Annotated in this window: 23 protein-coding genes and 2 pseudogenes; 8 read left to right on the top strand and 17 right to left on the bottom strand. The window is 56.6% G+C overall.

Annotated elements, in window-relative coordinates; all coding sequences use genetic code 11:
• Together ATO67_RS20995 and ATO67_RS20990 are read right to left on the bottom strand one after the other, a co-directional pair.
• Positions 1-768, bottom strand: coding sequence for an SDR family oxidoreductase (locus tag ATO67_RS20995; protein WP_067653610.1), 768 nt, complete (start codon positions 766-768; stop codon positions 1-3).
• Positions 769-776: 8 nt separating this feature from the next.
• The gene (locus ATO67_RS20990; protein ID WP_067653608.1) at positions 777-1,976 is read right to left on the bottom strand and encodes a mandelate racemase/muconate lactonizing enzyme family protein; all 1,200 of its coding nucleotides are present in this window, start codon (positions 1,974-1,976) and stop codon (positions 777-779) included.
• Between the two features lie 157 nt (positions 1,977-2,133).
• Between ATO67_RS20990 and ATO67_RS20985 the strand changes: the two genes are divergently transcribed.
• The 6 genes from ATO67_RS20985 to ATO67_RS20960 all read left to right on the top strand — a co-directional run bounded on the left by ATO67_RS20985 (position 2,134) and on the right by ATO67_RS20960 (position 6,905).
• Positions 2,134-2,901 (top strand): GntR family transcriptional regulator, encoded by a 768-nt coding sequence (locus ATO67_RS20985; protein ID WP_067653606.1) that lies wholly within the window; start codon positions 2,134-2,136, stop codon positions 2,899-2,901.
• 2 nt (positions 2,902-2,903) lie between these two features.
• Positions 2,904-3,884, top strand: a complete 981-nt coding sequence (locus tag ATO67_RS20980; protein ID WP_067653605.1) for a 2-hydroxyacid dehydrogenase — start codon at positions 2,904-2,906, stop codon at positions 3,882-3,884.
• 71 nt (positions 3,885-3,955) lie between these two features.
• Positions 3,956-4,759, top strand: coding sequence for a transporter substrate-binding domain-containing protein (locus ATO67_RS20975; protein ID WP_067653604.1), 804 nt, complete (start codon positions 3,956-3,958; stop codon positions 4,757-4,759).
• Between the two features lie 70 nt (positions 4,760-4,829).
• A complete protein-coding gene (locus tag ATO67_RS20970; RefSeq protein ID WP_067653602.1) occupies positions 4,830-5,540 on the top strand; it encodes an amino acid ABC transporter permease in 711 nt (236 codons plus the stop codon).
• The gene (locus tag ATO67_RS20965) at positions 5,540-6,193 is read left to right on the top strand and encodes an amino acid ABC transporter permease (protein WP_067653600.1); all 654 of its coding nucleotides are present in this window, start codon (positions 5,540-5,542) and stop codon (positions 6,191-6,193) included. Before ATO67_RS20970 ends, ATO67_RS20965 begins: the two co-directional genes overlap by 1 nt.
• Entirely contained in the window at positions 6,174-6,905 is a 732-nt protein-coding gene (locus ATO67_RS20960) for an amino acid ABC transporter ATP-binding protein (RefSeq protein WP_067653599.1), read from the top strand. Before ATO67_RS20965 ends, ATO67_RS20960 begins: the two co-directional genes overlap by 20 nt.
• Positions 6,906-7,161: 256 nt before the next feature.
• On the opposite strand, the gene ATO67_RS20955 is transcribed toward ATO67_RS20960, so the two are convergent.
• The 7 genes from ATO67_RS20955 to ATO67_RS20925 form a co-directional block, all read right to left on the bottom strand.
• Positions 7,162-8,991, bottom strand: coding sequence for an ABC transporter ATP-binding protein (locus ATO67_RS20955; protein ID WP_067653597.1), 1,830 nt, complete (start codon positions 8,989-8,991; stop codon positions 7,162-7,164).
• A 16-nt stretch (positions 8,992-9,007) separates the two neighbouring features.
• On the bottom strand, positions 9,008-9,766 hold the full coding sequence (locus ATO67_RS20950) for a DUF1028 domain-containing protein (RefSeq protein ID WP_067653595.1): 759 nt from the start codon (positions 9,764-9,766) through the stop codon (positions 9,008-9,010).
• Between the two features lie 4 nt (positions 9,767-9,770).
• Positions 9,771-11,555 (bottom strand): gamma-glutamyltransferase family protein, encoded by a 1,785-nt coding sequence (locus tag ATO67_RS20945; RefSeq protein ID WP_067653593.1) that lies wholly within the window; start codon positions 11,553-11,555, stop codon positions 9,771-9,773.
• A 20-nt stretch (positions 11,556-11,575) separates the two neighbouring features.
• Complete coding sequence (locus tag ATO67_RS20940) at positions 11,576-12,451, bottom strand: ABC transporter permease (RefSeq protein ID WP_067653591.1); 876 nt, start codon at positions 12,449-12,451, stop codon at positions 11,576-11,578.
• Positions 12,448-13,395, bottom strand: coding sequence for an ABC transporter permease (locus ATO67_RS20935; protein ID WP_067653589.1), 948 nt, complete (start codon positions 13,393-13,395; stop codon positions 12,448-12,450). Before ATO67_RS20935 ends, ATO67_RS20940 begins: the two co-directional genes overlap by 4 nt.
• A gap of 86 nt (positions 13,396-13,481) precedes the next feature.
• On the bottom strand, positions 13,482-14,945 hold the full coding sequence (locus ATO67_RS20930; protein WP_425352243.1) for an ABC transporter substrate-binding protein: 1,464 nt from the start codon (positions 14,943-14,945) through the stop codon (positions 13,482-13,484).
• A 119-nt stretch (positions 14,946-15,064) separates the two neighbouring features.
• Complete coding sequence (locus tag ATO67_RS20925) at positions 15,065-15,814, bottom strand: FadR/GntR family transcriptional regulator (protein WP_245304055.1); 750 nt, start codon at positions 15,812-15,814, stop codon at positions 15,065-15,067.
• 114 nt (positions 15,815-15,928) lie between these two features.
• Between ATO67_RS20925 and ATO67_RS23625 the strand changes: the two are divergent.
• Positions 15,929-16,182: pseudogene (locus ATO67_RS23625) on the top strand (hypothetical protein); the annotation flags it as partial.
• Between the two features lie 55 nt (positions 16,183-16,237).
• Here ATO67_RS23625 and pglB read toward each other — a convergent pair.
• The 7 genes from pglB to ATO67_RS20890 form a co-directional block, all read right to left on the bottom strand.
• Positions 16,238-17,581 (bottom strand): polygalacturonase PglB, encoded by a 1,344-nt coding sequence (gene pglB, locus ATO67_RS20920; RefSeq protein ID WP_067653585.1) that lies wholly within the window; start codon positions 17,579-17,581, stop codon positions 16,238-16,240.
• Positions 17,582-17,644: 63 nt separating this feature from the next.
• Positions 17,645-18,616 (bottom strand): mannonate dehydratase, encoded by a 972-nt coding sequence (locus ATO67_RS20915; RefSeq protein WP_067653582.1) that lies wholly within the window; start codon positions 18,614-18,616, stop codon positions 17,645-17,647.
• Between the two features lie 33 nt (positions 18,617-18,649).
• Positions 18,650-19,543 (bottom strand): SMP-30/gluconolactonase/LRE family protein, encoded by an 894-nt coding sequence (locus ATO67_RS20910; RefSeq protein ID WP_082760373.1) that lies wholly within the window; start codon positions 19,541-19,543, stop codon positions 18,650-18,652.
• Positions 19,544-19,567: 24 nt separating this feature from the next.
• Entirely contained in the window at positions 19,568-20,653 is a 1,086-nt protein-coding gene (locus ATO67_RS20905; RefSeq protein WP_067653578.1) for an ABC transporter ATP-binding protein, read from the bottom strand.
• A 39-nt stretch (positions 20,654-20,692) separates the two neighbouring features.
• On the bottom strand, positions 20,693-21,532 hold the full coding sequence (locus tag ATO67_RS20900; protein ID WP_067653576.1) for a carbohydrate ABC transporter permease: 840 nt from the start codon (positions 21,530-21,532) through the stop codon (positions 20,693-20,695).
• A gap of 10 nt (positions 21,533-21,542) precedes the next feature.
• Positions 21,543-22,484, bottom strand: a complete 942-nt coding sequence (locus ATO67_RS20895; protein ID WP_082760372.1) for a carbohydrate ABC transporter permease — start codon at positions 22,482-22,484, stop codon at positions 21,543-21,545.
• Between the two features lie 66 nt (positions 22,485-22,550).
• The gene (locus ATO67_RS20890) at positions 22,551-23,849 is read right to left on the bottom strand and encodes an ABC transporter substrate-binding protein (RefSeq protein ID WP_067653574.1); all 1,299 of its coding nucleotides are present in this window, start codon (positions 23,847-23,849) and stop codon (positions 22,551-22,553) included.
• Positions 23,850-24,235: 386 nt separating this feature from the next.
• Between ATO67_RS20890 and ATO67_RS22645 the strand changes: the two are divergent.
• A pseudogene (locus ATO67_RS22645) lies at positions 24,236-24,900 on the top strand (IS3 family transposase); the annotation flags it as partial.
• 160 nt (positions 24,901-25,060) lie between these two features.
• Here the strand turns inward: ATO67_RS22645 and uxuA are convergent.
• Complete coding sequence (uxuA, locus tag ATO67_RS20875) at positions 25,061-26,296, bottom strand: mannonate dehydratase (RefSeq protein ID WP_067653572.1); 1,236 nt, start codon at positions 26,294-26,296, stop codon at positions 25,061-25,063.
• Between the last annotated feature and the right edge of the window lie 17 nt (positions 26,297-26,313).

Raw genomic sequence — 26,313 nt, 5'->3', positions numbered from 1 at the left:
TCACAGCACCGAAAGCATCCCGCCATCGACGTAGATGATCTGGCCATTGACATAGTCCGATGCCGTCGATGCCAGGTAAACGGCGGTTCCCGCCAGTTCCTCTGGCTTGCCCCAGCGTTTCGCGGGTGTGCGGCCTTTGACCCAAGCGTCGAATTCAGGATTGTCGATCAGGGCCTGGTTCATGTCGGTGATCATATAACCGGGTCCGATGGCATTGGCTTGAATGCCGAACTGCGCCCATTCGGCAGCCATGGCGCGGGTCAGCATTTTGATGCCGCCCTTGGCGACCGTATAGGGTGCCACGGTGGCGCGCGCCAGTTCGCTGGTCAGCGAGCCGATATTGATGATCTTGCCGCGGCCGCGCGGGATCATGCGGCGTGCCGCCTCCCGTCCCAGCATGAAAGCGCTGGTCAGGTTGGTGTCGATCACCCGTTGCCAGTCTGCCGTTTCCAGATCGACCATCGGTTTGCGGAACTGAATGCCGGCATTGTTGACGAGAATATCGATGTCTACGCCTTGTGCGTCGAAATCTGCAAAGGCTGCTTTGATGGCCTCTTCCGAGGTGACATCGAAAACGGAAGCGCTGGCCTCATAGCCGTTTGCTGAGAAATCGGCCACGGTGCTGGTGACACGTTCACCGTTGGTGCCGTTGATGATGACATGCGCCCCGGCAGCAGCGAAGCCGTCAGCCATGGCGCGGCCAAGGCCGCGTGAGGAGCCGGTGACGAGCGCGTTGCGCCCTTTGAGATCGAAAAGGGGATTGGTCATGATGGGCCTCACAATGTGCTGCGACGGACGCTGAGGTCCGAGCGTTCATAGACGGCAGGAAGAAGATCAACACCCAGTCCCGGACCTTGCATCGGCAGGACGTAGCCATCCTTGATGACCGGGACATTGTCGACAAGTTCCTTGTACCATCCGGTATAGAAGGCACGCACGGATTCCTGGATCAGCGTGTTTGGCTGGCTGAAGGACGCGTGGATTGCCGCGATGAAGCCGACAGGGCCGATGCAGTCATGCGGGGCGAAGGGGCGGTGATAGGTGTCGGCCAGTGCGGCGATCTTGCGCCCTTCCGTCAGACCGCCGGTCCAGCAGAGATCGGCCATGACGATCTGCATCGCATCGCGGTCCAACATATCCTTGTAGGGAAAACGCGAACCGAGCGTTTCGCTTGCGCAGACCGGAACGGTCGTGGAGCGTGCAAACTCGCTCAGTGCCTGCGGCGAGTTCATGCGGATGGGATCTTCGTACCAGGTCGGCTGATATTGTTCCAGCACGCGCGCGATCTTGATGGCAGTCGGCAGGTTCCACAACGAGTGGAATTCGACCATGATCTCGATCTTATCACCCACCGCCTTGCGGATTTTCTCGAATGGCTCGACAGCCTTCTTCATCTGCTCAGGCGTGATGTGCACGCCGTTGTTCTCAATCGCTGCCGGGTCGAAGGGCCAGATTTTCATGGCGGTAATGCCGCTTTCCAGCAGACTTTCGGCCACGGCGTCCGCCCGGTTCATGAAGCCGTCGAGATCTTCGTAAGGGCCGTTCGCATCGCCAAGGTTCCAGGTGGAAACCGGCTTGATGTTGTGGGATCGGACATATTTGTAACCAGCGCAGGTGTTGTAAACACGCTGCTTGTCGCGGCACAAGCCGCCAAGCATCTGATGGACCGGCTGATCACAGACCTTGCCAAAGATATCCCACAGGCCAATGTCGATAGCCGACGTCGCGCGGGATTCTGCCCCCGTTGATGCCTGCGCCATGGGAAGATTGGTCATTTCCCGGTGCAACGCTTCGATATGTAGTGGGTTTTTGCCTAACAGGCGCATCGCCAATGTGTCGTGGATATGCGCTTCGACGGCTCCCGCACCGTAAAATGTCTCGCCGAGCCCGATGATCCCGGCATCAGTGTGTATGCGAACCCATAGGACATTGGAAAACTCTTCGGTTTTCAGCGTCTCGATCTGCGTGATCTTCACGGTGTTTTCTCCTACCCGCTGCGATGCCGGCCCTGTTGCCAGTTGCACCTCTCCCTTGGGCGGGGACAATAATCTTGCTTGTAATATTTCACAACATGTTTTAAACATTTTTCTAGATGAGCCAAGTTGGCTTTGTCGTGACGGGAGGAAATCGTTCATGGCGAAAAAACGGACGGCTCCATCCTTGGTGGTGGAAGGCGAGACCTTGCCGCGGCGCAACCGCGTGAATTTCTTCGAACTTGCTTACCAGCGCATCGAAGAAATGTTGATCAAGTGCGAGCTGAAGCCCGGCCAGTCCTTGACCGTGCAGGAGTTGCAGGATTTGACCGGTCTGGGCCGGACGCCGGTTCATAATGCCGTCAATCGCCTTGCCGCAGATACGCTTTTTATCATCGTTCCGCGCCATGGCCTGAAGGTTGCCCCGATCGACCTTGCTCGTGAGCGCATGCTGTTGCAATTGCGCGGAGACATGGAGCGTTTTGTCGTCAGACTGGCAATAGAGCGCGCCAGCCTGTCGCATCGCAATCAAATGCTACATATCGAGCGAGCACTGAAGGCGAAACGTGACGAGATCACGCTGGCGGAATTCAATGATATCGATCGGCGGATCGATCAGATTCTGCTGGCTGCCGCAAGCGAACCGTTCCTCGAACACACACTGCGACCCCTCCACACCATCTTTCGTCGCATCGGGTTTATCCATCACACCCATTGCTCGGTGCAGATCGATCTGACCCCGACAATCGATTGCCATCTCGCGGTGCTGAGCGCTGTCGCCAATCGGCACATGGATGCAGCGGTCTCGGCCTCAAACCAGCTCATCGCCTTCGTGGATTCGATGTTCGATACGATGGAATCAGGCTTGGACCCGCGTCTGCTGGATTGCAGTATCGAGCCAATTTTTAGAATTCAGGGGAGGGACTGACGATGCCACGCATCGTGTTTCACGGTGAAAATGCCGCCTGCTTCAGTCATGGTTTTGCCGATCTTGCGCCGCACGACGCGCGGATTATCGTATTGCCGGATGTGCTGGAGACGGACGAGCAGAAGAAGGCTTATGCCACAGCCGACATGATCGTCGGCGTCAAGTTCGATGCCAGCCTTCCGCTACCCGAAAATCTATCGCTGTTCCATGTGCCGGGCGCTGGATATGACGCCGTCAATTTGGAATTGCTGCCCGCAACTGCCCTGGTTTGCAACTGCTTCGGGCATGATCCAGCGATTGCGGAATATGTTTTCGCTGGCATCCTCAACCGTCATGTGCCGCTTGACGACGCTGATGCGAAGCTGCGTCAGGGAAACTGGGCCTATTCATCCGGCTCGCGAGACCGTCTCCATGACGAAATCTGTGGCAAGACGATTGGTCTGCTGGGCTTCGGCCACATCGGCCAGGCCATTGCCCGGCGCGCCAAGGCGTTTGGCATGCAGGTCAGCGTTGCCAATCGCAGCCCCGTTGCGAATTCCGAGATGGTGGACCAATCGTTTACGCTGAATGAACTGGCCGATTTCTGGCCGACGGCTGACTACGTCGTGGTTTCGGTGCCAATGACTCCTTCGACGACCGGGATCGTCAACGCCGACTCCTTCAGCGCAATGAAGCCCGGTGCGGTCATTTTCAACGTCGGTCGCGGCCCGACCATCGATGAGCAGGCGCTTTACGATGCGCTGAATGAAGGGAAGATCGGCGGCGCGGTTATCGACACCTGGTACACCTATCCAGGTCCCGGCAAGCCGATACAATTGCCGTCCAGTCTGCCGTTCCACACGTTGAAAAACCTGATCATGACGCCGCACATGTCGGGATGGACGCATGGCACAGTGCGCCGACGCCAGCAGACGATTGCAGACAATATCGCGCATCGTTTGGCAGGTTCACCCTGCATCAACATCGTCAGAAAGGACAGCTAACGACATCCGGCGGGGAGGCCGGATTCGAAAGGGTGACAAGACCGTAAGCTCAATTAACAAGGGAGAGAGTGATGAGCATTTCCAAATCATTTAAACTGGCAGGTGCCGTGGTTGCGATTTGCGCCAGCATGCTGACAGCCACCGTGACGCATGCGCAAAGTGTCGATGAAATCGTCAAGCGGGGCAAGGTGAAGATCGGCGTGCTGGTGGGCGCTCCACCGTTCGGGTCGGTCGACGCCATGGGCAATGCCATCGGATATGACGCCGATGTTGCGGCGCTGGTCGGCAAATATATGGGTGTCCCGGTCGAGATGGTTCAACTGACACCGCCGTCGCGTATTCCGGCACTCGAGGCGCGTAAGGTCGATTTTCTGGTCGCAACGCTTGCCAAAACCCCGGAGCGTGAAAAAGCCGTTACATTCACCAATCCCTATAGCGCATTCCAGGTCGGCATTTATGCCAGCAAGGATGAGAAAATCACCGACTGGTCAGGTCTGAAGGGCATGATGGTTGGTGTCAACCGTGGCTCCAGCGTCGAACATCAACTGGTTGATCGCGAACGTGAGCTTGGCTTGACAGTTTTGCGTTTCGATGATGACGCGACAACGATGCAGGCCTTGTTCTCGCGTCAGGTCAAGGCTGTTGCCAGCCCTGAAGCGCAATCCAATGCTGCGATGAAGGCGCGCGGCGAAACCACCATCGAAGCGAAGTTCTTTTTCTCCATGCAGCCCAATTCGATGGCTGTTCGAAAGGATGCCGTGGAGCTTCAGCAATGGTTGAACGGCACCATCGAGAAGATGAAAGCCAGCGGCGAACTGGATGCAATCTCCAAAAAATGGGTTGGATCGCCGCTCCCGAAGCTGCCGACTTACTAAGGCGGCTCTGGTGCCGCTTTGGCGGCACCAGAGCTTTCTATGGTAAGTGGCCAGATCAAGGACATAGATCATGAGTTTCACACTTCAGTTCGAACCCGTGTTGGCTGAAACCGACCTGATCTTGAATGGGATCAAGCTAACAATCTTGCTTTCCGCCGGTGCGATCATTCTGGGAACGGCGCTGGCTATTCTGCTCGTCGGGCTTCGCAGCCTGGCTGGTGGCATTCTCGCTTTTTGTGTCGACGCTTATGTCGAGCTTCTCCGCAACACGCCGTTTCTGGTGCAGTTGTTCATGATATTTTTCGGTCTTCCCCTCCTGGGCCTGCGGATGTCGGGTATCGAGGCGGGGCTGCTGGCTATGACGCTGAACCTCTCGGCCTATTCGACAGAAATCATCCGGGCAGGTGTCGATTCCACGCACAAATCCCAGCTTGAGGCAGGCCTTTCACTGGCGCTGAGCAGGCTGCAAGTGTTCCGCTACATCGTACTGAAACCAGCGTTTGCCAAGGTCTGGCCAGCACTGTCCAGTCAGTTCGTACTGATGCTTCTGGCCTCCAGTATTTGCTCTTTCATTTCCGTGCCAGAACTTTCCGGTTCCGCTGCCATCGTGGAGCAGCGCACGTTCCGCAGCTTCGAAAGCTACATCATCGTGACCATTGCCTATTTGGTCATTGCGCTGACATTGAAGCTTGGTTTGATCGGGTTGGGTCACGTTCTCTTCGGCAAACGTGTCAAGCCAGATGTCATTCCCGCAATCGCCACCAAAGGGAGCGCCGCCTGATGACTTCTTTTGGTTGGCCTGAATTTCTTTTTCTGTTGCGCTCGGCTGGTTGGACCGTCGTTTTGACAGCGATTGCTTTCAGCATCGGTGCCGCGTTTGGTGGCGCTATCGCTATCATGCGCCTGGCACAAAACAGCCTACTTCGTGCCATTGCTATCGGTTATATACTTGTTATCCAGTCCATTCCGGTCTTGATGATCTTGTTCATGTCCTATTACGGCCTGACGTTGATCGGCTTCGATATTCCGCCTCTGTTGGCAGCGTCCGCGTCGTTGGCGATTTACGTGTCGGCATATCTGGCAGAGATTTGGCGCGGATCGATCCAGGCGGTCCCGTTTCAGCAATGGGAAGCCTCGGCTTCGCTGGCGCTGACCCGCACTCAGCAATACCGCTATATCATCCTGCCGCAGGCACTGAGGATATCGTTACCGCCAACGGTCGGGTTTCTCGTCCAACTGGTCAAGAACACGTCCATCGTCTCAGTCGTCGGATTTATAGAACTGTCGCGAGCTGGTCAGTTGATCAACAACGCCACCTTCGAGCCGTTCAAAGTCTTCATGGTGGTCGCGCTCATCTACTTCTTCATCTGCTTTCCGCTTTCACGCCTAAGTCGTTATCTTGAAAGGGTTCTCCATGTCGGTCGTAGCCATTGACCAAGTTCACAAGCGTTACGGTGCGCTGGAAGTTCTCAAAGGCGTTTCGATGCGCGTGGAGACCGGGCAGGTCGTCGCACTCATAGGCCGCAGTGGTTCTGGGAAAAGCACCATGTTGCGCTGCATTAACGGGCTGGAGGCGTTCCAGTCTGGAAGCATCCATGCGGCTGGTCATCAGGTAGAGCAGGATCAGGCCAAGTTGCGGGCATTGCGTAAGGACGTCGGTATCGTCTTTCAGAGCTATAACCTGTTTCCACATCTGACTGTTGGCGAAAACATCATGCTTTCGCCACGCATCACCCAGGGGGTGTCGAAAGCAGATGCCGATATTTTAGCCCGAAAGGCACTGGAACGCGTCGGCCTTGCCGATAAATTCGCGGTTTATCCGGAAATGCTGTCGGGCGGTCAGCAGCAGCGCGTGGCCATTGCCCGGTCGCTTGCAATGCGACCGAAGGTCATGCTTTTCGATGAAGTCACATCGGCTCTCGATCCGGAACTGACCGGCGAAGTTCTTCTCGTGATTGAAGAGCTGGCTCGGGAGGGCATGACCATGCTGCTGGTAACCCATGAAATGAATTTCGCTCGCAGCGTCGCGAATATTACGGTCTTCATGCATCAGGGTAAGATCTGGGAAGCAGGTCCTTCAGCCGAATTGTTCGCGAATCCCCAAACGCCGGAGCTTCAGGCATTTCTATCGAACGGTGTGAAGTAAGCGCGCTAATTTCTATTCGGAATTGGACGCTCCAAGGTTTGGCCACCCGCGTTGAAGTAGGATCGACCGGACGTCCTGAAGGGTCGGCGAGACCGGTCTTACGACGAAAATGGCCCGTCTGCGAGGACGCACAATTTGCGGCGAGCCACGACGGTGGACAGGAAAGCCGCTCGTCACCCCAATTAGGAATCCAGATGAGAACAAAATCCGGGCGGTCAATTAAAATGACCTCAGTAATAAATCCTTCAAAACAACATCACGATAAAACCTTATGTCCCGGCGACACGTCACGGTAAATTCTTTCCGGGCTGTTGTAACCTAACGGACGAATTGGGCTTTTCAGTTCCTCGATCGCAGCATTGCGGCGCAAGCCTCTGCGCGCGGGATCGGGTACCGGCACTGCGGCCATCAGTTTCTTGGTGTAGGGGTGTTGCGGGTTGGCGAATATGGATGCTCGTGGGCCGATTTCGACGATTTCGCCGAGATACATGACGGCAACCCGGTGGCTCACCCGCTCTACCACGGCCATATCATGGCTGATGAACAGGAAGGCGATCTTGAACTGCTCCTGAAGATCGAGCAGCAGATTGCACACCTGGGCCTTGATCGACACGTCGAGAGCAGACACGCTTTCATCCGCGATGATGACCTTGGGGTTCAATGCCAGTGCACGCGCAATAGCGATACGCTGACGTTGGCCACCGGAAAATTCATGCGGATAACGATCCATCATCGAGGCCGACAGACCGACACGCTCCAGCAAGTCGGTAGCCAGCTGCTTGGCCTGCGAAGACGACGCGATCTTGTGTTTGATCATCGGTTCGGCCACCGCATAGCCCACCGTCATGCGCGGATTGAGACTGGAGAACGGATCTTGAAAAATCATCTGCACGCTGCGTCGCATGTTGCGCAAGGCCACCGGATCAAGCGTCAGAACATTGAAACCATCCAGCGTGACCTGACCACTGCGAGGTTCTACCAGTCGGGCAATGGAGCGCCCCGTCGTTGATTTACCGCAACCGGATTCGCCAACCAGAGACAGGGTTTCGCCCTGAAACAGATCGAAGGAGACATTCTCCACGGCATGCACAGCACCCGTTGCGCGGCCCAGCAGTCCTGAACAGATATCGAAACGTGTCACGAGGTTCTTGACCGAAAGAACCGGCGTCATGCCGCTCTCGACGGTATTTGACACCTCCTTGGCATCCGAGATTTCGCCGCTTGCCATATCGACACGGGGAAAGCGCAGCGGCCATTTATGCCCCTCCATGGAGCCGAGCTTCGGAACTGCCGCCAGCAACGCGCGGGTATAGGGATGCTGGCCACTGTGAAAGACATCGGCAGTTTCGCCGGTTTCGACCTGATCGCCGCGGAACATCACGATCGTGCGGTCGGCAATCTCGGCAACGACACCCATGTCATGGGTGATGAAGAGAACGGCCATGCCTTCCTCTTCCTGCAACTGCTTGATGAGATCGAGGATCTGGCCCTGGATTGTAACATCGAGCGCGGTCGTCGGTTCGTCGGCAATCAGAAGCTTGGGCCTCGATGCCAGCGCCATGGCGATCATCACCCGCTGTCGCATGCCGCCTGAGAACTGGTGCGGGTACTCATCGAAACGGGTCTGGGCATTGGGAATGCGGACCTTTTCCAACAGCCGGATGGTTTCTGCCCGCGCCTGCGCCTTGTTCATGCCCTTGTGACGGGTCAGCACTTCAGAAATCTGGCGGCCGATGGTGAATACGGGATTGAGCGATGTCATCGGCTCCTGAAAAATCATCGCCACGTCATTGCCGCGCACGGTGCGCATTTCCTTCTCGGAAATCGCGAGAATCTCTCTTTCCCCGAGCAGAACCTTGCCTTCGATACGGCTGGAGTGCTTATCCAGCAACCGCATTATGGAGAGAGAGGTGACGCTCTTGCCCGATCCGCTTTCCCCGACGATGGCAACGGTTTCTCCGGCCTTCACCTCGAATGAAAGGTCACGCACGACACTCTTCCATTCGCCATCCACCATGAAGGAGGTGGTGAGGTTTTGAACCGAAAGGACGGTTTCGCGCGGCGATGTTTTAACGGCTTCGGTCATATCGTTTTCCCCGGCATCATGCTGGTTTCAGCGGCGTCGCGAAGGACGAAGAAGCCACGCCCTTCGCTGCCCGCGCGGCTTCCAAAGTTGCTATTTTTTCATCGATTTCAGTTCTGTCACGCATGCCATGCGGATTGGCGCGTGTCGGCATTGTCTCGGCCACGTACAGATAACGTTCCTGCGCCACGGCATAGAGGCGGCGGAGTTCCACCAGGGGATCGGCGTGGTCATCGGTGCGAACGTTGAGCCACGGATAATCCTGATCCCGGTAAACCACTAGTGCCGCCGATTGCCGGCCGCGTTTGTCTCCACCTGCAGCTTCGCCTGCCTCTATGGCGAGAAGCAGACGTTCGGCAAATGGCAGGCCCACAGTGTCCCTGTAGATCCGCATCGTCTGTTCGATCACCTGAGGCCCGGCCAGCATGTTCCCTGCGACGGAGACGTTGTGATCCACCAGATGCCCCGCCCAATCAATGCAGCTTTCTCCGGTGAAAGCTGCATTGTGACCTTCGGCATCGATCATATGCAACTGCCGCTGGGCGCTGCCTTCATCCCGCGAGATGAGGGCATCAATGATCTCTTGCGGCATCTTGCCTTCGGCAAGCTGGGTCAATCCATCCGTGCCATAGGTGGGGTTGATAAAGGCCTGCGTGGCAATCGCGCCAATCTTGCCGCGAATATGCGGAACGAGCGCGCCAACCGCAAAGAAGCGGGTGGCAACGGCAATTCCCAGATGGCCTGTTTCGGGTTCTCGCGCGACGATGGACCAGGTCATGCGATTACCGTCCCACTGCGTAGGCTTGCATCAGGCGTGGAGTGGCGGCAGCCCTCAACAAACCGTCGGCGTCTCGTCGCGCCGCAGTCAGGCGACCAACTGTCCAGGGGTCGGCTGCGGAAATATCATGCCCACGCGTCTTGAGATCGGAAAGTGCTGCCTCGCCAATGCTGCGCTCGATCATGACATTGCCCGGCTGGCGCGTACGCGGATAGAAGGAGCCTGGGAAGTGGGTGGTATGGAACAGCGGCAGGTCGATTGCCTCCTGCAAATTCATGCCAAAATGGGCGTAACGCAGGAAGAAAGACAGCTGCCACTGGTCCTGTTGATCACCGCCTGGCGTTCCGAAGGCCAGCGTCGGCCTTCCCTCAAACAGGGCCAGCGAAGGGGTGAGCGTTGTACGCGGACGCTTGCCGGGTGCCAGAGATGTTGGCAGGCCCGGCTTCATCCAGAACATCTGCGCGCGGGAATTGAGACAGAAGCCAAGACCGGGAATGATAGGCGATGACTGCAACCAGCCACCTGATGGGGTGACGGACACCATGTTGCCGTCACGATCGATGACATCGATATGCACTGTATCGCCGCGCTTTTCGGTCAGGTGTGACATGGTTGGCTCGTAGACGGCACCGATGCCTGCCATCGAATTAAGCATTCCCATGGTGAGATCATGTTGGGTATCGAAACCGGGTATGCGACCGGGGCGCAGGTCCATGGAGGCTTTATCGGTGATCAGCTTGCGGCGTTCGTCATTATATCCGTCCGACAGCAGCGTCTGGGTGGGGATTTGCCCGAAGTCCGGGTCGCCGTAATAAACCTCGCGGTCGGCAAAGGACAGCTTCATCGCTTCGACCACCGTGTGGACGAAGTCCGCGCCTGCGGGGTCCATCGCGCCGATATCGATGCCCTTCAGGATCGCCAGTGACTGGAGCAGCACAGGACCTTGCCCCCATGGACCTGTCTTGGCAATCGTCCAGCCGTGATAATCATAGGTCGTGGGGTCTTCGATGGTCGCCGTCCAATTGGCCATATCCTCGGCGGTCAGCACACCCTTGTGGCGGTTGCCGCTGGCATCCATGACTTCCGCAGTCTTGAGATAGTCGCTGATCGCCTCCGCGACGAAACCCCGATAGAACGCATCACGTGCAGCGTCGATGCCAGCCTCGCGACCGGGCTTGGCCTCAGATTCCGCGATGATGCGTTTCCACGTCTGAGCGAGAACCGGGTTCTTGAAGCTGGAATACGGCTCGGGTGCAAACCCGCCCGGCAACCATGTCTCATAGGAGGTAGGCCATTCCTTCTGGAAGAAATCGGCCAGTCCCTTGATGGTGGCTGCCACGCGCGGCAGCATCGGATGGCCGTTTTCGAGATAGTAGATCGAAGGCTCCAGCACCTCGCGAACGGTCATGGTGCCGTAGTCGCGCAGCATCAGCATCCAGCCATCGAAGGCGCCGGGAATGACGGTTGCAAGCAGGCCATCACCGGGAATGAGATTAATGCCCTCCGCGGTATAATGTTCGATGGTCGCCGCTGCCGGTGCCGTGCCCTGCGCACAGATGACCTCGACCTTGTCTTTCTTTTTCGAGTAGATGATGGCGGGCATATCGCCGCCCGGTCCGTTCAGGTGCGGCTCCATAACCTGCAGGACGAAACCGGTGGCAACGGCGGCGTCAAAGGCATTGCCACCTTTTTCCAGAATGCTCATGCCGACAGCAGAGGCAATCCAGTGCGTTGATGTAACGACGCCGAAAGTACCGAGAATTTCCGGACGGGTGGTGAATGTGGTCATGGTAGTATCCTTTGGAATTCTTAGTTTTCGCGTGGATCGAGCGCATCGCGCAGACCATCGCCAAGCAGATTGAAGCCAATCACGACACAGAAGATCGCGACCCCCGGCCACATCGCCATCCATGGTGCCTGGGTCAGGAAGTTCTTGGCAACGTTGAGCATTGAGCCCCAGCTTGGAGCGGGAGCCTGCTGGCCAAGGCCGAGGAACGAAAGGCTTGCTTCGGCAATGATGGCGGTGGCGACCGTCAGTGTCGCTTGCACGATGATCGGTGGCACGATGTTGGGCAGGATATAACGCAGCATGATATCGCCGTGGCCAAGCCCGATGGAGCGCGCACCCTCGATGTAATCTTCCGTCTTGACGGCGAGCACCTGGGAGCGGGTAAGCCGCACGAAAATGGGCATGGCGGACAGGCCGATGGCGATCATCGCATTCATCAGACTCGGTCCAAGGAAAGCGGCGAGCGCAATCGCCATGATCAGAAACGGCATGGCGAGAAATGCTTCCGTGATGCGTGAAATCACCTGATCGACCCAGCCACCGAAATAACCGGAAATGAGCCCGAAGGGGACGCCCGTCAGAACGGCGATCGCGACCGATATGACGCCCGCCATCAAGGATGCCTGAGCGCCCCAGATCATCCGGGAAAGAACGTCGCGGCCAATATCGTCGGTGCCGAGCCAGTGCGCTGCCGAAGGCGCTTTGCGTATGGCACCCCAGCTCGTGGCGAGCGGATCGGCCAGCGGCAGAAGTGGGGCGGCGATTGCCAGTACGGTGAAGAAGGCAATGATGATGAGACCGGCAATCGCACTGCGATTACGCTTCATCTTCTTCCACGCCCGGTTTTCGCGGGGTTTTGTCTTTGCGGCTGGGGCGACCTGTGCAGACACACTCATATGGCTGCCCTCATGCGTGGATTGAGAAGAACGGTGACGACATCCGCCAGCAGGTTCATGAAGATGAAGCCAACGGCTGTGCACAGCACGACGCCTTGCACCACCGCGTAATCACGGTTGAACACTGCATCAACGATCAGCTTGCCGAATCCGGGGATGGTAAAAATCTGCTCGGTAAGCACTGCACCGGCCAGAAGCTCGCCGAACAGCAGTGCAGTCAATGTAATGACGGGCAAAAGCGCGTTGCGGAACGAATGGCTGAGGACGACTTCACGGGTGGATAATCCCTTGGCACGAGCGGTACGAATGTAATCTGACTTCATCACCGACAGCATGGACGAGCGCGTGTGTCGCATGAGCGTTGCGGCCAGTCCCGTTCCCAAAACGAAGGACGGCATTATCATGGTTTGCAGGGAGCGAACCGGATCAACGAAAATCGACTCGTAGCCCGAAGCCGGTAGCCAGCCGAGTTGAACGGAAACCAGCAGGATCAGCATGATGCCAAGCCAGAAGTTGGGAATGGAAAGCCCCGACAAAGCAACGATGTTGGCGAGGTAATCAATCCACGTGTTCTGCTTCACGGCCGCCAGAATGCCCATTGGCACCCCGATGACGAAGGCAAAAAACATGGACATCAGTGCGAGCTGAATGGTGACAGGCAGCTTCTCAGCCACCAGCTCCAGCACCGGCTGGTTGGTGCGCAAGGATACGCCGAAATCTCCCTGCACCACGGAGCCGAGCCAATAAAAATACTGATACACGACAGGATCGTTCATCCGGTATTTCTCGCGCAGCAGTTCAATCACCGCAGGATCGCGTTCCTCTCCGGCCATGGCGAGAATGGGGTCGCCAGGCAGAAGTTTCTGCAACGAGAAGACAAAAACGGAGATGATCAGCAACGTCGGTATCGCTACCAGCAGCCGCTTGGCGATGTAGATATGCATGAAAGCAAATCCTTATACGGGCAAGGCTTTGGAGTAGGGTTGCGGAATGCGCTGAAGGGCGCATCCCGCACGTGCACAAGGCAGCTTCAGTCAGTCTTCTTGACCCCGGTCAGACGGATCATGCCGTCACCGGATGGCGTGAAGCCGCTGATTTTCTTGGAATAGGCGTAGAGATAGGCCTGATGGCCGAGATAGATCAGCGGCAAATCCTCATCGAGGATTTTGGTGGCGGCGTCGTATTTCGTTTTGCGAACGGCATTGTCCGTCGAGGCACGCGCCTCGTTCAGCAGCTTGTCGACTTCAGGATTGCAATATTTGGTGTCGTTGATACCGCCCTTGCAGGTCACGAACTGGTGGATGTTGCCATCAGGGTCGGAACGGCCGGACCAATCGGAGCGCGACAGAACGTAGTTACCTGCAGTTTGCTCTGACAGCAACGTGGCGAACTCGGTGGCCTTCAGTTTCACATCAAACCCGGCTTCGGCAGCCATGGACTGGATGACCTGCATCGCCTGCGTCTGTGTGGTGTTGTTGGCGTGCTGAAGTTCGATTTCGTATTTGTCGAACCCGGCCTCCTTCATCAACGCCTTTGCCTTTTCAACGTCACGGGCAGGAACTGGTATGTCCTTGTTGTACCATGGGCTGGAAGGCGGCCACGGCTGGTTGCCTGCCATGGCAGTGCCCTCAAAAACCACCTGGTTGATCGCTTCGCGGTCGATTGAAAGGGAGAAGGCCTGACGAAGACGCTTGTCCTTACCGAAAGGGTTGTCTGCCTTGGCGCCATTACCGATGTTTACATATAGCGCCATGTAACCGGGTCCGACGATCTCGCCGTAGTTAAGTTTCGCATCTGCCTTGACGGACGCCACGTCCGACGCAGAAATGCGTTCTGCAAGATCGAGATCGCCCGATTGCAGGTTGGCCAGACGTACCGTTGTATCCGGGATCGGCAGGAACGTGACCGTATCAATGAAAATATTGTCCTTGTTCCAGTAATCGGCGAATTTCTCCAGAACGATACGGTCCTGCTGGATGCGTTCCACAAATTTGAAAGCACCGGAGCACACGGGTTTCGTATTGAACTTGGCGCCCAGCTCCTTACCAGCTGTCGGCGAAATCATCATGCCGGCGCGGTCTGAAAGCTGCGCCAGAAGGCTGGCATCCGGGCTTTTCAGTGTGAACTTGACTTGGTATGGCCCAGTCGCTTCGACCTTGGCAACAGATGCGAGTTCGCTTTTGCGGCGCGATTCCGGCAGCGTCATGTTGCGGTCGATATTGTAAACCACCGCTTCGGCGTTAAACGGCGTGCCATCGTGGAAGACGACGCCTTCACGCAAGTCCATCGTCAACGTGCCGCCATTGTCACCCCAGGCCCATTTGGTGGCCAACTGTGGAATGATGGAGAGATTATTGTCGAGATCGACCAGCTTGTCGCACAGGCTGGTGTAGACGATGCGGCCAACGAATGTGCGCGACTGAGCGGGATCAAGCACATCGGCATCGTCCATCAGGCCAATCCGCAAGTCGGCGGATAGTGCCGATGTTGCCATCAGTGAGCTTACAAAAAGAAGTCCGGAAAGTTTTTTCAGTCGTTTCATGATCTCTGTTCCTCTGGTGATTTTTCAACAAGCCGGTTTTCCGGTCTTTTGTTTTCAAAGTGTGGGCGGCTTTAAGACTTGGTCGTCTCCTCAATGAATGCTGGCTGATCGCTCTGTTCCATCGATGTCTGGCGGATCAGTCGTTCCTGAAGCGTCAGCAGGTGCGTGCGCATGGCCTCTCCGGCCCGCGCAGGATCCCGCGAAGCGATGGCCTCGATGATATCCGTGTGTTGATCGCGCGATTCACGCAGTGTTTTATGCTGCTTGCGAGCGCGTTCGCGCACCGATTGCCAAACCGGGTCCTGACGAACGCGGTTGATGACATCGAAGAGCGAGAGGAAAAGCTGATTGCCAGCCGACTGTGCGATGAGCCGGTGCAGAGAACCGTCCCAAAGCTCGCGCCAATCCGCATCCGTTCGCTCATAAATCTTGTCGCGCAGATCCCGCATGCGCTCAATATCGGCGTCCTTGGCGCGCAGTGCAGCCAGTTGTGCCAGTTGCGGCTCCAGTCTCAGGCGCACTTCCATGATTTCCATGAAATTGGTTCCGGTCACCAGACTGGCAGCGTGATCGCTCCAGCTGTCCGGCCTCTGGCCCAAGAACGTGCCGGCACCCTGCTTGCGCCAGATTAGCCCTTCAGCCTCAAGAACCTCCAGTGCCCGGCGGATTTCGCGCCGGCCTACACCAAATCGCTCTGAAAGCGCTCGCTCTGTCGGCAATTTCCCATCGGCGGCAAGGGTGGTGACGCGCAACAGTTCACGCAAACGCTCCAAAGCGTAGTTGGAATTCTCAACAGCAATGTCGCCTGGTTTCTCGTTCAATGGTTCGCACCAATTTATGATTGGTTCAATGAAGCTGTTCGCGGACCTTTCGTCAAGCCGCTTTTTTCAGCGATACGCAAAATGATGGAAAATGAGGCAGAAAGGGTGGATTGGATGATATTGGTTCGAGGCCAAACACTATTAGATGCGCTGCCTCTGACACTAAGAGAGCCAATCCGTCGAGCATTAAATAGTGAACAGAGCCAGAGAGCGCGTTCGAAGCGGTACGGACCAATCAGAAGCCGGCGGCCAAATGGAGGGAGCCACCTTTGTCGCTTTTCGCAGGCACAGGCTCCCTCCTGTTGACGATTGCCTTTATGCCTTTCAGCCGACAATCCGCATCAACACGCTCTTCCCTACATCGATGCTGTAAAGCGACGAGAAAACTCGACATTGCTCCAAAGCGAGGCAGGATACAGCGCGTTAGTCTTCTACAACGACGATCTCCGAATTCCAGTTTTCCGGCAGTGGATTGGGTCGCGTGATCTGAATGTCTTCTGTGACGAGATCGGAAACGCCCTTGGCGAAAATTCCGGGAATTCCGTTCGGATAGTCTATCAAGCCAATGATTTTGCCGTCAGGACCAAAGCGCCATGCGTTCACGCGGCCAGCACTTTTATCGCCGATGGGAAAGCGGTCGAAGCGGTCTTCGATGGTTGGGCGAATGTCGTAACACAGACCGGTTTTCAGCGGGCCGGCATGTTGTTTCAAGGAAATCCGGCGCAGGACAACATTGGATATGCCGCCTTGCTGTTCGGCCACCATGTTGATCGCACCTTCCATCGATCCCGAAACGTCCTCTATCAAGATGTTGCTGACGGTACCTGCTGGAAACTCTTCTGGTCTGCGATCAAGAACGTTGATGGTAATCGCTTCACCCGAGCCCCAGAATCCCGCCGGTGTCTCGTGGCAATCCACCAAGATACGTACGAAGCGAATGCCCTCAACCAACCCGCCATCCCGCGAGAAGATTCCAAGTCCCCGATTTGATTTTTCGATGCGGACATCTTCAAACGAAATATTGCGGAATGGCGAAAAGCTTTCTGTTCCCAGTTTCAGTGCGCAGGAACGGCTTTCCACGATGCAGTTTCGAACGGTCACGTTTTCGCATGGTCCGGTCAGCGATCCATCTTCGCGGCGTGTCGTTTTCAGGACGATACCATCGTCGGCGGTTCGGAACGTGCTGTCGAAAATTTGCACGTTGCGGCAACCGTCGATCACTATACCATCGGTGTTGGGCATGCGGCGGTCGTTATCGACTTCGACGCCCTTGACCTCGATATTCTCACAACCGGCAAAATGCATTGTCCACATCGGTGAATCGTGAATGCGTAGACCTTCGATGCGGATGTCGCGGCAATCGTCCAGAACAAGAATGCGCGGGCGATAGCGTGACGCGGTAAGGGTTCCCATATCACCGTCATCACCCTGCGTGTATTTCGTTGAACCTGCACAGAAAATGCGCCCGCCGCCAACAAGCGCCATGTTTTTAGCACCCACCGCCGTCATCATGGCCCTGTCGCTTTCCTCGGCGACTATGGCCACGGTGGTCTGTGCGTAGGCGTCGTAATCAGGGATGAAATGGAGCTCCGCGCCATCTGCGATCTCGATCGTCAGATCGGAGCGCAGACGCACCCCTCCGCACCGGTGAATGCCGGGTTCCAGAATAACATGCAGTGCACCCGCATGGCTATCGAACAGGGCTTGCAACTTATAAGTAATTTCATCGGCTTGGGATGAAATACGAACGACTTCAGACTCTGACATGGGTAACCTGCTGGTTTATGCGACATTCAAGAAGGATGGCCCGCAATCTACGGGCCATTTGATTCAGCAACGGGTTTGAAGGAGTGCTGCGATATAGCCGTAGCAAAATGCGAAAGCGACCTGCTGCTGGTTATCACCTGAAAGCGTTGGCGCGTGGTCGGGCATGACCATGTACTGGTAACCGGTGTCGCGCAGTGCATCGAGAACCGCAGGCATGTCGATGTCGCCGTCTTCAAGGAAGCTCTCACGGAAAGAATAGCGTTTGCCGACGATGTTGCGGAAATGGATGTTCATGATCTTGCCGCGTTCGCCGAACCAACGCGTGATGGCAGGCACCTCGGTGACATCCTCGACCATTTCGCCAAGAGTGCCGATGCAGAAATTCAGGCCATGAACCGGGCTCTCATGCATCTGAACAAAGCGCTTCATTCCTTCCACGGTTCCCAACACGCGTGTCACGCCCATAAAGCCGGGTGGTGTCGCGGGGTCATGCGGATGGCAGGCAAGACGGATATTGACGGACTCGGCGACGGGAACCACACGCGCAAGAAAATAATCCACGCGCTCCCAAATCGTGTCCTCATCGATGGCGCCGATGCCATCAGGGGTAGGTTCGTCAGGGTTTGCCAGATCCAGGCGAAAGGCCTCTGCCATATAACCGCCACGGCCCGGTTCCATCGGCGTGCGTGGAATGCCGATATAGTTGAAGTTATAACGCACTGACGGAATGCCTGCAGCCGCGCAATTCTCGATCAGGCGGCAAATGCCATCGATCTGCTTGTCGCGATCAGGGCCGGCCAGCATGATATCCTTGCATGGCACATCACGATCGACGCGGGTCGATGGCAATGGTAACTGTGTCATGTCGAGTATAAGGCCGAAGCTCTCGATCTTCTCGCGGAAGGCCTCCAATGTTGGGCGATCCCAAGTTCGCCAGTCACCCGGCGGCGTTGCCGAAATGTTGTTTACACCAAGCTGCTTCATAACCCGGTAATCGTCGTCATGGCGTGCGGGAATTTGCGTTCCGAGATACATGTGCGTTCCTCTAATTGACATTCGATGGGCCCGTTATCGGCCCGGATTATAGCACGGCTCTGCCAGCCCCTGATAAGGCAGGTCAACGACGTAGACGTCGCCACCCGGACCTGTGCCGCCCGCTCGAAGCGTGGTGATGAAGGCGGTTTTCAGATCGTTGCCGATGAAACAGATATTCGTCGGGTTTGGGACGTCAATGCGAATTTCAGCATCTATTTTACCATTCGGCGTCATACGCAAAACGCGGCCACTATCGCTGGCTGCGATCCAGTAGCAACCATCCGCATCCATCGCCGCACCGTCCGGGCGACCGCCGAGGGTGACTTTGTCCGCAAACAACCGACCATTGGTAAAGTCACCTGTGGCGGGATCGTAATCATGGACCAACACATAGGGATCGAGAGGGTTCGAATCTGACACATACATGGATGCACCATCCGGGCTCCATGCAAGGCCGTTTTGTGTTCTGAAACGCCCGCCCCGTTCCAGAACTTTCCCGCTGGTCTCTATGCTGAACAGCGTACCGAAGGCTCCGGGGGCAGACGTATCCGGAGCCATGGAGCCGGACCAGAACCGTCCCTGCCGGTCGCACGCGCCGTCATTCATCCGCCAACCGGGTGTGAGATCTGGCCCCGCACCAAACTCAAGTTCTACGACACCATCAACTATAGAAAGCCTGGCAAAGCCGCGCTCTGTGGAAGCTATGAAGCCGCCATCTGCATGGACAGCCAGAGCCCCAACGCGCAGCGGCAAGTCAAACCGTTCGACAACGCCATCGGGGTACGTGACCCGGTACAATGCGGCGCCGGGAGAGTCGACCCATGTCACACGCGCATGTTCCGGCTCCCATACCGGCGTTTCCCCAACGGTGCAGCCTGTCCGGGCTATTCGTTCAGCGGTAAAGTGCGTCGGGTGATGTCCTGTCATGCTTTTTCAATCTGCGCTTAGGTCTCAGGCCGACGGCGTCAGGCGACGTTCGGTTTGCTTGTCAAACAACAGTGCCTTGCCGTCTGCAACGCGCAATGCGATGTCTTCCCCCATGTGAAGGGGACTGCGGCTTTTGGATGAAACAAGGATCTGACCAACCGGGCTGTCGCATATCACGGTCGTATCCGAACCGGTCGTCTCAACAGCGCGAACGGTGGCGGGCAAGGCATCGACGGTATCGTGTGACACCACCTCCAGATATTCGGGTCGGATGCCGACCACCACCTCGCGCCCGGCAAAGGCACTGTAATTACCCGGCACCGGCAACCGACTCTGGCTGTCGCGCAGCGCGAGACTTTTTCCGTCGGCATCGATCGTCGCGTTCATCATATTGATGGCCGGTGAGCCGATGAAGCTTGCCACGAAGATGCTGTCGGGCAAATCGTACAGTTCCAAAGGTGTACCGGCCTGTTCGACGCGGCCATCGCGCAAGACGACGACCTTCTGTCCCATCGTCATGGCCTCGACCTGATCATGCGTGACGTAGACCGACGTCGTGTTCAGGCGGTGATGCAGATCGCGGATTTCACCGCGGACCTGGCTGCGCAGCTTGGCGTCCAGGTTCGAAAGCGGCTCGTCGAAGAGAAAGACAGCAGGGTTGCGCACGATTGCACGGCCCATGGCCACACGCTGGCGCTGACCGCCCGAAAGCTCCTTCGGCAAACGGTCCAGAAGCTTTTCGAGCCCGAGCACCTGCGCCACCTGATCGATCTTCTGATTGATCTCGTCTTTGGGGCGTCGCGCAAGGCGCAAGGCGAAGCTCATGTTTTCGCGCACGGTCATCTGCGGATAGAGCGCGTAACTCTGGAACACCATGGCGATGTCGCGCTGCTTTGGCTCAAGGTCGGTGACATCGCGTCCGCCGATGTGGATTTCGCCATCACTGGCCGTCTCCAACCCGGCGATGATCCGCAACAACGTCGACTTTCCAGAACCACTCGGCCCGATCAACACACAAAACTCGCCCTCGGCGATGTCGATCGACACATCCTTTATGACGTCAACGACACCAAACGACTTGGAAACGCCCCGTAGGGAAACTGCACCCATTTCATTCCTCTTAAGATTGTTTCTGCGCAAGTGGCGCGATTAGCCTTTGACCGCGCCGGCCATAATGCCGCGATTGAATTGTCGCTGAAGCAGAAGATAAACGATGACGCTTGGGGCCATGGCGATGAGTGTCGCCGCAACCAGAATGTTCGGCGTTATCGTGTCATCCACTCTAAGCGAACCCAGTGCCACAGGCAGCGTCATCAGTTCCTTGTCGTTCACCACGATGAGTGGCAACAGGTACTGGTCCCAGATCATGATGAAGCCGAAGATCAGCACGGTTCCAAGTGCCGGACGCACCAGCGGAAGAATGACCCGGTAGAAGATTTGCCACTCGCTGGCACCATCGATGCGCGCCGCTTCTTCCAATTCCATTGGTATCGCACGCATGAACTCGGTCAGCATGAAGATTGAAAACGCCCAACCGACGACCGGCAGGATCATTGCCAGATAGGTATTATAGATCGACACATTGATGATCGGTATTTCTTTCTGCATCACCAGATATAGTGGGATGGCAATCACTTCTTCCGGCAGCATCAACGTGCACAAGATAAGCAGGCTGACGATGGCAGCGCCGCGAAATTTCTTGCGAGCCAGAGCATAGGCAGCCAGCGCACTGACCGTGACTTGCAGACCCGTGCCGACAATCACCACGATTACCGAGTTCATCAGATAGCGCCAGACCTTCATGTCGAAAAGCGCGATCCGGAAGTTCTCCAGCGTCGGGTTTTGCGGGATCAGTGTCAATTGACCGGGTTTCAGGCTGACGCCACTGAAGGCGGTAACCAACGCACCCCAGAAAGGGCCGACAAAGATAACGATCAGGATGGCATAGAGGCCATACCGGGCCAGGTTGAGCAGATGAGAAGTTTTCATCGGACGCCTCTTACGCGGTGAGCTTGGATTTGACCTTCATGTGCAGCAACGTCAGCGCGACGGTAAACAGCAGCAGCATGAACGAGACGGCGGAGGCGTAGCCATAATTCAGTTCTTCGAACCCGACTTTGTAGATATGTGTCATGATGGTTGACGTCGAACCAGCCGGACCGCCACCAGTGGTCGCATAGACCTCGGCGAAAACTCGGAAGCCTCGAATGAAAGACAGCATCAGGACAACTGAAATCGATGGGATGATGCCCGGCAGTGTCACATGCCAAAGCTTGCGCCAGGCACTGGCACCATCGACGCTTGCAGCGTCATAAAGCTCCCGGTTCACGCCAACCAGACCGGCGACAAAAATGACCATGTCATAGGGAGCGCTCTTCCAGGCGCTCATCAGGATCAACACCCAGAGAGCCTGGTTCGGATCGGATAGGAAGCCCTGCGGTTCTATTCCGATAAAGCCGAGAATTGAATTGACGAGGCCGTAATCGGCAGAGTTGAACAGAATGCGCCAGATTTCGGCAATGATGGCTACGCTGGTGATCGCCGGAAGAAAGACTGCTGTTCGGATGATACCGAGATGGCGCGCCGGGCCTTCGAGGGTCAACGCCATGAAGAAGGCGAGAACACAAGCCGAAAGTGTTCCGACGATAACGTAGATGGTCGTGTGGATGACCGCGCTGCGCAGAGCAAGGTCGCTGAAGGCACGATAGAAGTTATCCAGCCCGACCCATTTGCTCTCGGAATAGAACTGCACATCGTAAAACGACATGGAGAAACCCGAGACCATTGGATAGAACTTGAACCATGTGAAGATGATCAACGCTGGTGCAAGAAACAGCCAGGGCGTCATCACGGTGCTTAGACGCCGTTTGGCGGGACGCCGCGCCGTGCCAGACTTGGTCTTGACGCTACCGACAGCGGAAGTTTGGGGCGTAACGGACATGTTGACCTCAGAGACAGTGCTCGTTGCATGCGCCGCAGTTTGTCTACCGCGACGCATGAAAGCTGTTTACTGTTGGGAAGCGGAGAGTGCGTTCTGCCCACTTAACTCGATCTTGACCTGTTCGTTCAGGGCCTTCAGTTCGGTCGGAACATCCGCATCGCACTGTGCTAGAATACGGTTGAAACCTTCACCGGTGACAGTGCGGATAGCCGTCCAGTTCGGAACAGCAGGCATATAGTGGCCGTATTTGTCGAAGGTCTCCTTGAACACCATCCAGCGCGGATCTTGACGAACGGCGTTTACGTCGACTTTCGTATTTACGGGCAGACGTACGATCGGGGTCCGTCCTGAGCCCTGCGCCATCGCGATTTCCTGACCCTTCGGCGAGACGAGGAACGCCAGGAACTTGTTGGCGGCGTCTTCATCCTTGACGCTTTTCAGCAGATAAGCGCTGGTACCTTCCGAAAGGGAAGCAATACCACCGGGACCAGCAGGCAACATGACGACTTCCGTCTTATCCTTACCCGGCTCCGCATCGATCTGTGGGATGTGATAGGGGCCGGAAACGAAGATGCCAGTCTGGCCGGAACGGAATGTCGGCAGCGTATCGCCCGTCGTGGCGTTGATGGCGCCCGGCTGAGCCAGCTTGTCGCAGATCATACCACGCACATAGGTCAGCGCTTCGGCAACTTGCGGCGTATCGAGCGTTGGCACGAACCCGTCCGGCAACTGCTTGACGTAATCACCGCCCGCCTGCCAGATGAAGCTGCTCATGAACCAACTCGCATAACCACGCGTGGTTGAGCCGGGAATTGCCATGCCGAACGTATCTGCCTTACCGTTGCCATCCGGGTCCTGCTTTGTGAAGGCTTCGGCCAGCTTGCGCACATCGTCCCAGGTCTTTGGCTGCGGCATATTCAGCTTTTCTCGCCAGTCCTTGCGAATAAACATCGCGAAGGACTGAGCCGAGATCGGCACCGAATAAAACTGACCATCGCTGGCCTTCGCCCCATCCCACGCCGATGTAGAGACATCCTGACTGCCGGCGATCTTCGATGGATCGATGGGCTTCAGAATGCCCATCTGGTTCATCTGACCCATGGCAGTCGTATCATTCAAGACGATGTCGGGGAGAGTGCGACCGGCAGCGGCGCGGGCAAGACGTTGCTCGAAGTCGATGCCCGTATTGAAGGTCTCGACCTTGATCCCGCTATCTGCCGTAAACGCATCCGTCAGCGCCTTCAACACGCTGATCGATTCATCCGTTTGCCTAGACCAAACGCTGATGGATTGGGCCTGTGCGCCATGAGCGCCACACAAAACTGCGCAGCCAACGAGCAGAGACTTCAAAGACGTTTTATGCATTCGCACCTCCCACATTTCGCCGATTGAGGCACAGAACGAAATCCGCCCCAAGTTAGATGATGACTTAAGCTAAGTCATAAGATGATACAAGTAATTTATGTGTTTACATACGATGAATTAGGAACTCCTGTAATAGGCTGGCTCACTTTCCTGACTTTTGAGCATCTGCACGGGCGTCACCGTTGCTTCACCTTTGCCCACCTAATTCAAAGCTGGAGGGACAATACTTTTATCGAAGCGCTGACCACGCAAGACATCGCGAACTTCCGGCTATGACCTGTCTACCGAACGATCTGTCGGATCGGGATCAACGACATTGAACCGCACCGGGTTTGCCGGAGGCTCCAACTTCTGAGAGACCTGAAGTCCGCAACCGTGCCATCCGTATGGTGCTGGACCACGAAGCCGAGCATCCATCACGCTGGGCTGCCATTTCATCTATCGCTGCCAAGATTGGCTGCTCGCGAGCCACCCAGCACGAATGGGTGAAGAAGACTGAGGTCGGCGGCAAGCGAGCAGGTCTGCCGAGCTATGTCGCAGAGAAGATGAAGGCTCTTGAGCGGGAGAACCGCGAGCTTCGCTAGGCCAAGAGATTCTGCGTAAAGCCTCTGCCTGTTTCGCGATGGCCCCTTTCGGCGAATGCAGGCATTCGCCTGTCGGGTGCGAGGAGCTCGACCGCCCCTTCAAACGATGATCTCGTTCATTGACGAGCACCGTGGCGTGTTCGGGGTCGATCCGCGCCCGCAGCGATATCAGCCTGAAGATCGAGATACGTCGTGTCTTCGAGCAGAACTTCCGCGTCTATGGCGTGCGCAAGGTCTGGTGGCAATTACAGCGGGAGGGCTTCGACATCGCCCGCTGTACTGTCGCTCGGCTTATGAGGGCAATGGGGCGGCAGGGCATCATTCGCGGCAAACCGATCAGTATGACGATCGGCGATAAGACCGCCCCATGTCCACTCGACCGGGTGAACCGACCCTGCTTTGCACCAGCGCCAAACATGTTGTGGTTTTCAGATTTCACCTATGTGGCAACATGGCATGGCTTCGTCGATGGGGCCGAAGAACGATATTACGCCATGCTGGACGCACCGACCGTGGCCGCATAACTTAAACGAAATAGCCTCCGGCAAACCCGGTGCGGTTCACCTGGGTCGACATCATCAATACTAATCTTTAGTATCGCCCGATCGAAGAAATGTACCGCGACCGCTATCGGAACAACTCTCTTTCCGCAGCAACTGGTCGTAGCCCAGTCGCGCTCGATGCAGGGTGCGAAAGGGTATGCTCGATGCCGCGCAGCTCGGCAAGACCTTTGAGCCGCCCGATTGCAGGATAGCCTGGTTGTGCCCCACGGGTGAGATCATCGAGAATCTCCTGGCCGTGATCCGGGCGCATGAAAATCTCATGGTCGTTCCGACCGGTCGATTTCCGTCGACGCTCTTCGTCGATGAGGGCCGCGACGACTGCCACCATGTCGGTGTCGCCATCAAGATGGTGGTCTTCGAAGAACGAGCAGGGAAAGCCTTGTGCTTCGCGGCTGACGTTGCGCAGATGAGCAAAGTGAATGCGTGGCGCTAGACGCTGCACCATGGCCGGAAGGTCGTTGTCTGGACGAGCCCCTAAAGAGCCTGTGCAGAAGGTAACACCATTGGCGTTTCGGTCGACGGCGTCGAGTATCTTCACATAATCTGCTTCGGTCGAGAGAATGCGCGGCAAGCCGAGTAACGGCCATGGAGGATCATCGCCGTGGGCGCAGAGGCGCATGTCAAGCTCCTCTGCAACCGGAACGACCTCCGATAGGAAAGCAATCAGATTGTCTCGGAGTTTGTCGGCACCAATACTGTCATAGTGGGAGAGTGCATCGCGTAGTTGCTCTACGCTATAGCCATCGGACGAGCCGGGCAGGCCAGCGCCGATATTCGTAGAGAGGGCGGCGATCTTGCCCGGCGACATCATCGCGAAACGCCTCCGCGCGTCCTCGACCAATTGGTCCGGGTAGTCCTCAGTCGCACCCGTACGCAGCAACACATTGATATCGAAGGCTACGAAATCGACGAGGTCGAAACGCATTGCGCGCGCACCGTTGCGGGTTTCCCAACGCAGGTCCGTACGCGTCCAGTCCAGGACCGGCATGAAATTATAACACACAGTCGAAATTTTCGCCCGTGCGAGCCGGCGAAGAGTTACCTTCCAAGCTTCGATATGGGACTTCCAGTCACCGGTCATCGTTTTGATGGCTTCGGAAATTGGAATGCTTTCTACGAGTTCCCACTCTAGGCCACCTGCACGAACCTCATCCTGACGCTTGAGGATTTCGTCCAAACTCCACGCTGTGCCCGTTGGTACATGATGCAGCGCGCTGACAATCCCCTGGGCGCCCGCCTGTGCAGCATCGCGCACACTCACCTTGTCAATCGGGCCAAACCAGCGCCAGATATGTCGCATTCTAAGTTCCTTTATAG

The sequence above is a fragment of the Agrobacterium bohemicum genome (assembly GCF_001562555.1).
Taxonomy (GTDB): domain Bacteria; phylum Pseudomonadota; class Alphaproteobacteria; order Rhizobiales; family Rhizobiaceae; genus Agrobacterium; species Agrobacterium bohemicum.
This window is presented reverse-complemented; position numbering and strand designations above follow the sequence as displayed.

What these genes read in the sequence shown, in the direction of transcription:
- ATO67_RS20995 (WP_067653610.1), bottom strand. Translation starts at nt 768, where the DNA reads ATGACCAATCCCCTTTTCGATCTCAAAGGGCGCAACGCGCTCGTCACC.
- ATO67_RS20985 (WP_067653606.1), top strand. Translation starts at nt 2,134, where the DNA reads ATGGCGAAAAAACGGACGGCTCCATCCTTGGTGGTGGAAGGCGAGACC.
- ATO67_RS20980 (WP_067653605.1), top strand. Translation starts at nt 2,904, where the DNA reads ATGCCACGCATCGTGTTTCACGGTGAAAATGCCGCCTGCTTCAGTCAT.
- ATO67_RS20975 (WP_067653604.1), top strand. Translation starts at nt 3,956, where the DNA reads ATGAGCATTTCCAAATCATTTAAACTGGCAGGTGCCGTGGTTGCGATT.
- ATO67_RS20970 (WP_067653602.1), top strand. Translation starts at nt 4,830, where the DNA reads ATGAGTTTCACACTTCAGTTCGAACCCGTGTTGGCTGAAACCGACCTG.
- ATO67_RS20965 (WP_067653600.1), top strand. Translation starts at nt 5,540, where the DNA reads ATGACTTCTTTTGGTTGGCCTGAATTTCTTTTTCTGTTGCGCTCGGCT.
- ATO67_RS20960 (WP_067653599.1), top strand. Translation starts at nt 6,174, where the DNA reads ATGTCGGTCGTAGCCATTGACCAAGTTCACAAGCGTTACGGTGCGCTG.
- ATO67_RS20955 (WP_067653597.1), bottom strand. Translation starts at nt 8,991, where the DNA reads ATGACCGAAGCCGTTAAAACATCGCCGCGCGAAACCGTCCTTTCGGTT.
- ATO67_RS20950 (WP_067653595.1), bottom strand. Translation starts at nt 9,766, where the DNA reads ATGACCTGGTCCATCGTCGCGCGAGAACCCGAAACAGGCCATCTGGGA.
- ATO67_RS20945 (WP_067653593.1), bottom strand. Translation starts at nt 11,555, where the DNA reads ATGACCACATTCACCACCCGTCCGGAAATTCTCGGTACTTTCGGCGTC.
- ATO67_RS20940 (WP_067653591.1), bottom strand. Translation starts at nt 12,451, where the DNA reads ATGAGTGTGTCTGCACAGGTCGCCCCAGCCGCAAAGACAAAACCCCGC.
- ATO67_RS20935 (WP_067653589.1), bottom strand. Translation starts at nt 13,395, where the DNA reads ATGCATATCTACATCGCCAAGCGGCTGCTGGTAGCGATACCGACGTTG.
- ATO67_RS20930 (WP_425352243.1), bottom strand. Translation starts at nt 14,945, where the DNA reads ATGGCAACATCGGCACTATCCGCCGACTTGCGGATTGGCCTGATGGAC.
- pglB (WP_067653585.1), bottom strand. Translation starts at nt 17,581, where the DNA reads ATGTCAGAGTCTGAAGTCGTTCGTATTTCATCCCAAGCCGATGAAATT.
- ATO67_RS20915 (WP_067653582.1), bottom strand. Translation starts at nt 18,616, where the DNA reads ATGTATCTCGGAACGCAAATTCCCGCACGCCATGACGACGATTACCGG.
- ATO67_RS20910 (WP_082760373.1), bottom strand. Translation starts at nt 19,543, where the DNA reads ATGACAGGACATCACCCGACGCACTTTACCGCTGAACGAATAGCCCGG.
- ATO67_RS20905 (WP_067653578.1), bottom strand. Translation starts at nt 20,653, where the DNA reads ATGGGTGCAGTTTCCCTACGGGGCGTTTCCAAGTCGTTTGGTGTCGTT.
- ATO67_RS20900 (WP_067653576.1), bottom strand. Translation starts at nt 21,532, where the DNA reads ATGAAAACTTCTCATCTGCTCAACCTGGCCCGGTATGGCCTCTATGCC.
- ATO67_RS20895 (WP_082760372.1), bottom strand. Translation starts at nt 22,484, where the DNA reads ATGTCCGTTACGCCCCAAACTTCCGCTGTCGGTAGCGTCAAGACCAAG.
- ATO67_RS20890 (WP_067653574.1), bottom strand. Translation starts at nt 23,849, where the DNA reads ATGCATAAAACGTCTTTGAAGTCTCTGCTCGTTGGCTGCGCAGTTTTG.
- uxuA (WP_067653572.1), bottom strand. Translation starts at nt 26,296, where the DNA reads ATGCGACATATCTGGCGCTGGTTTGGCCCGATTGACAAGGTGAGTGTG.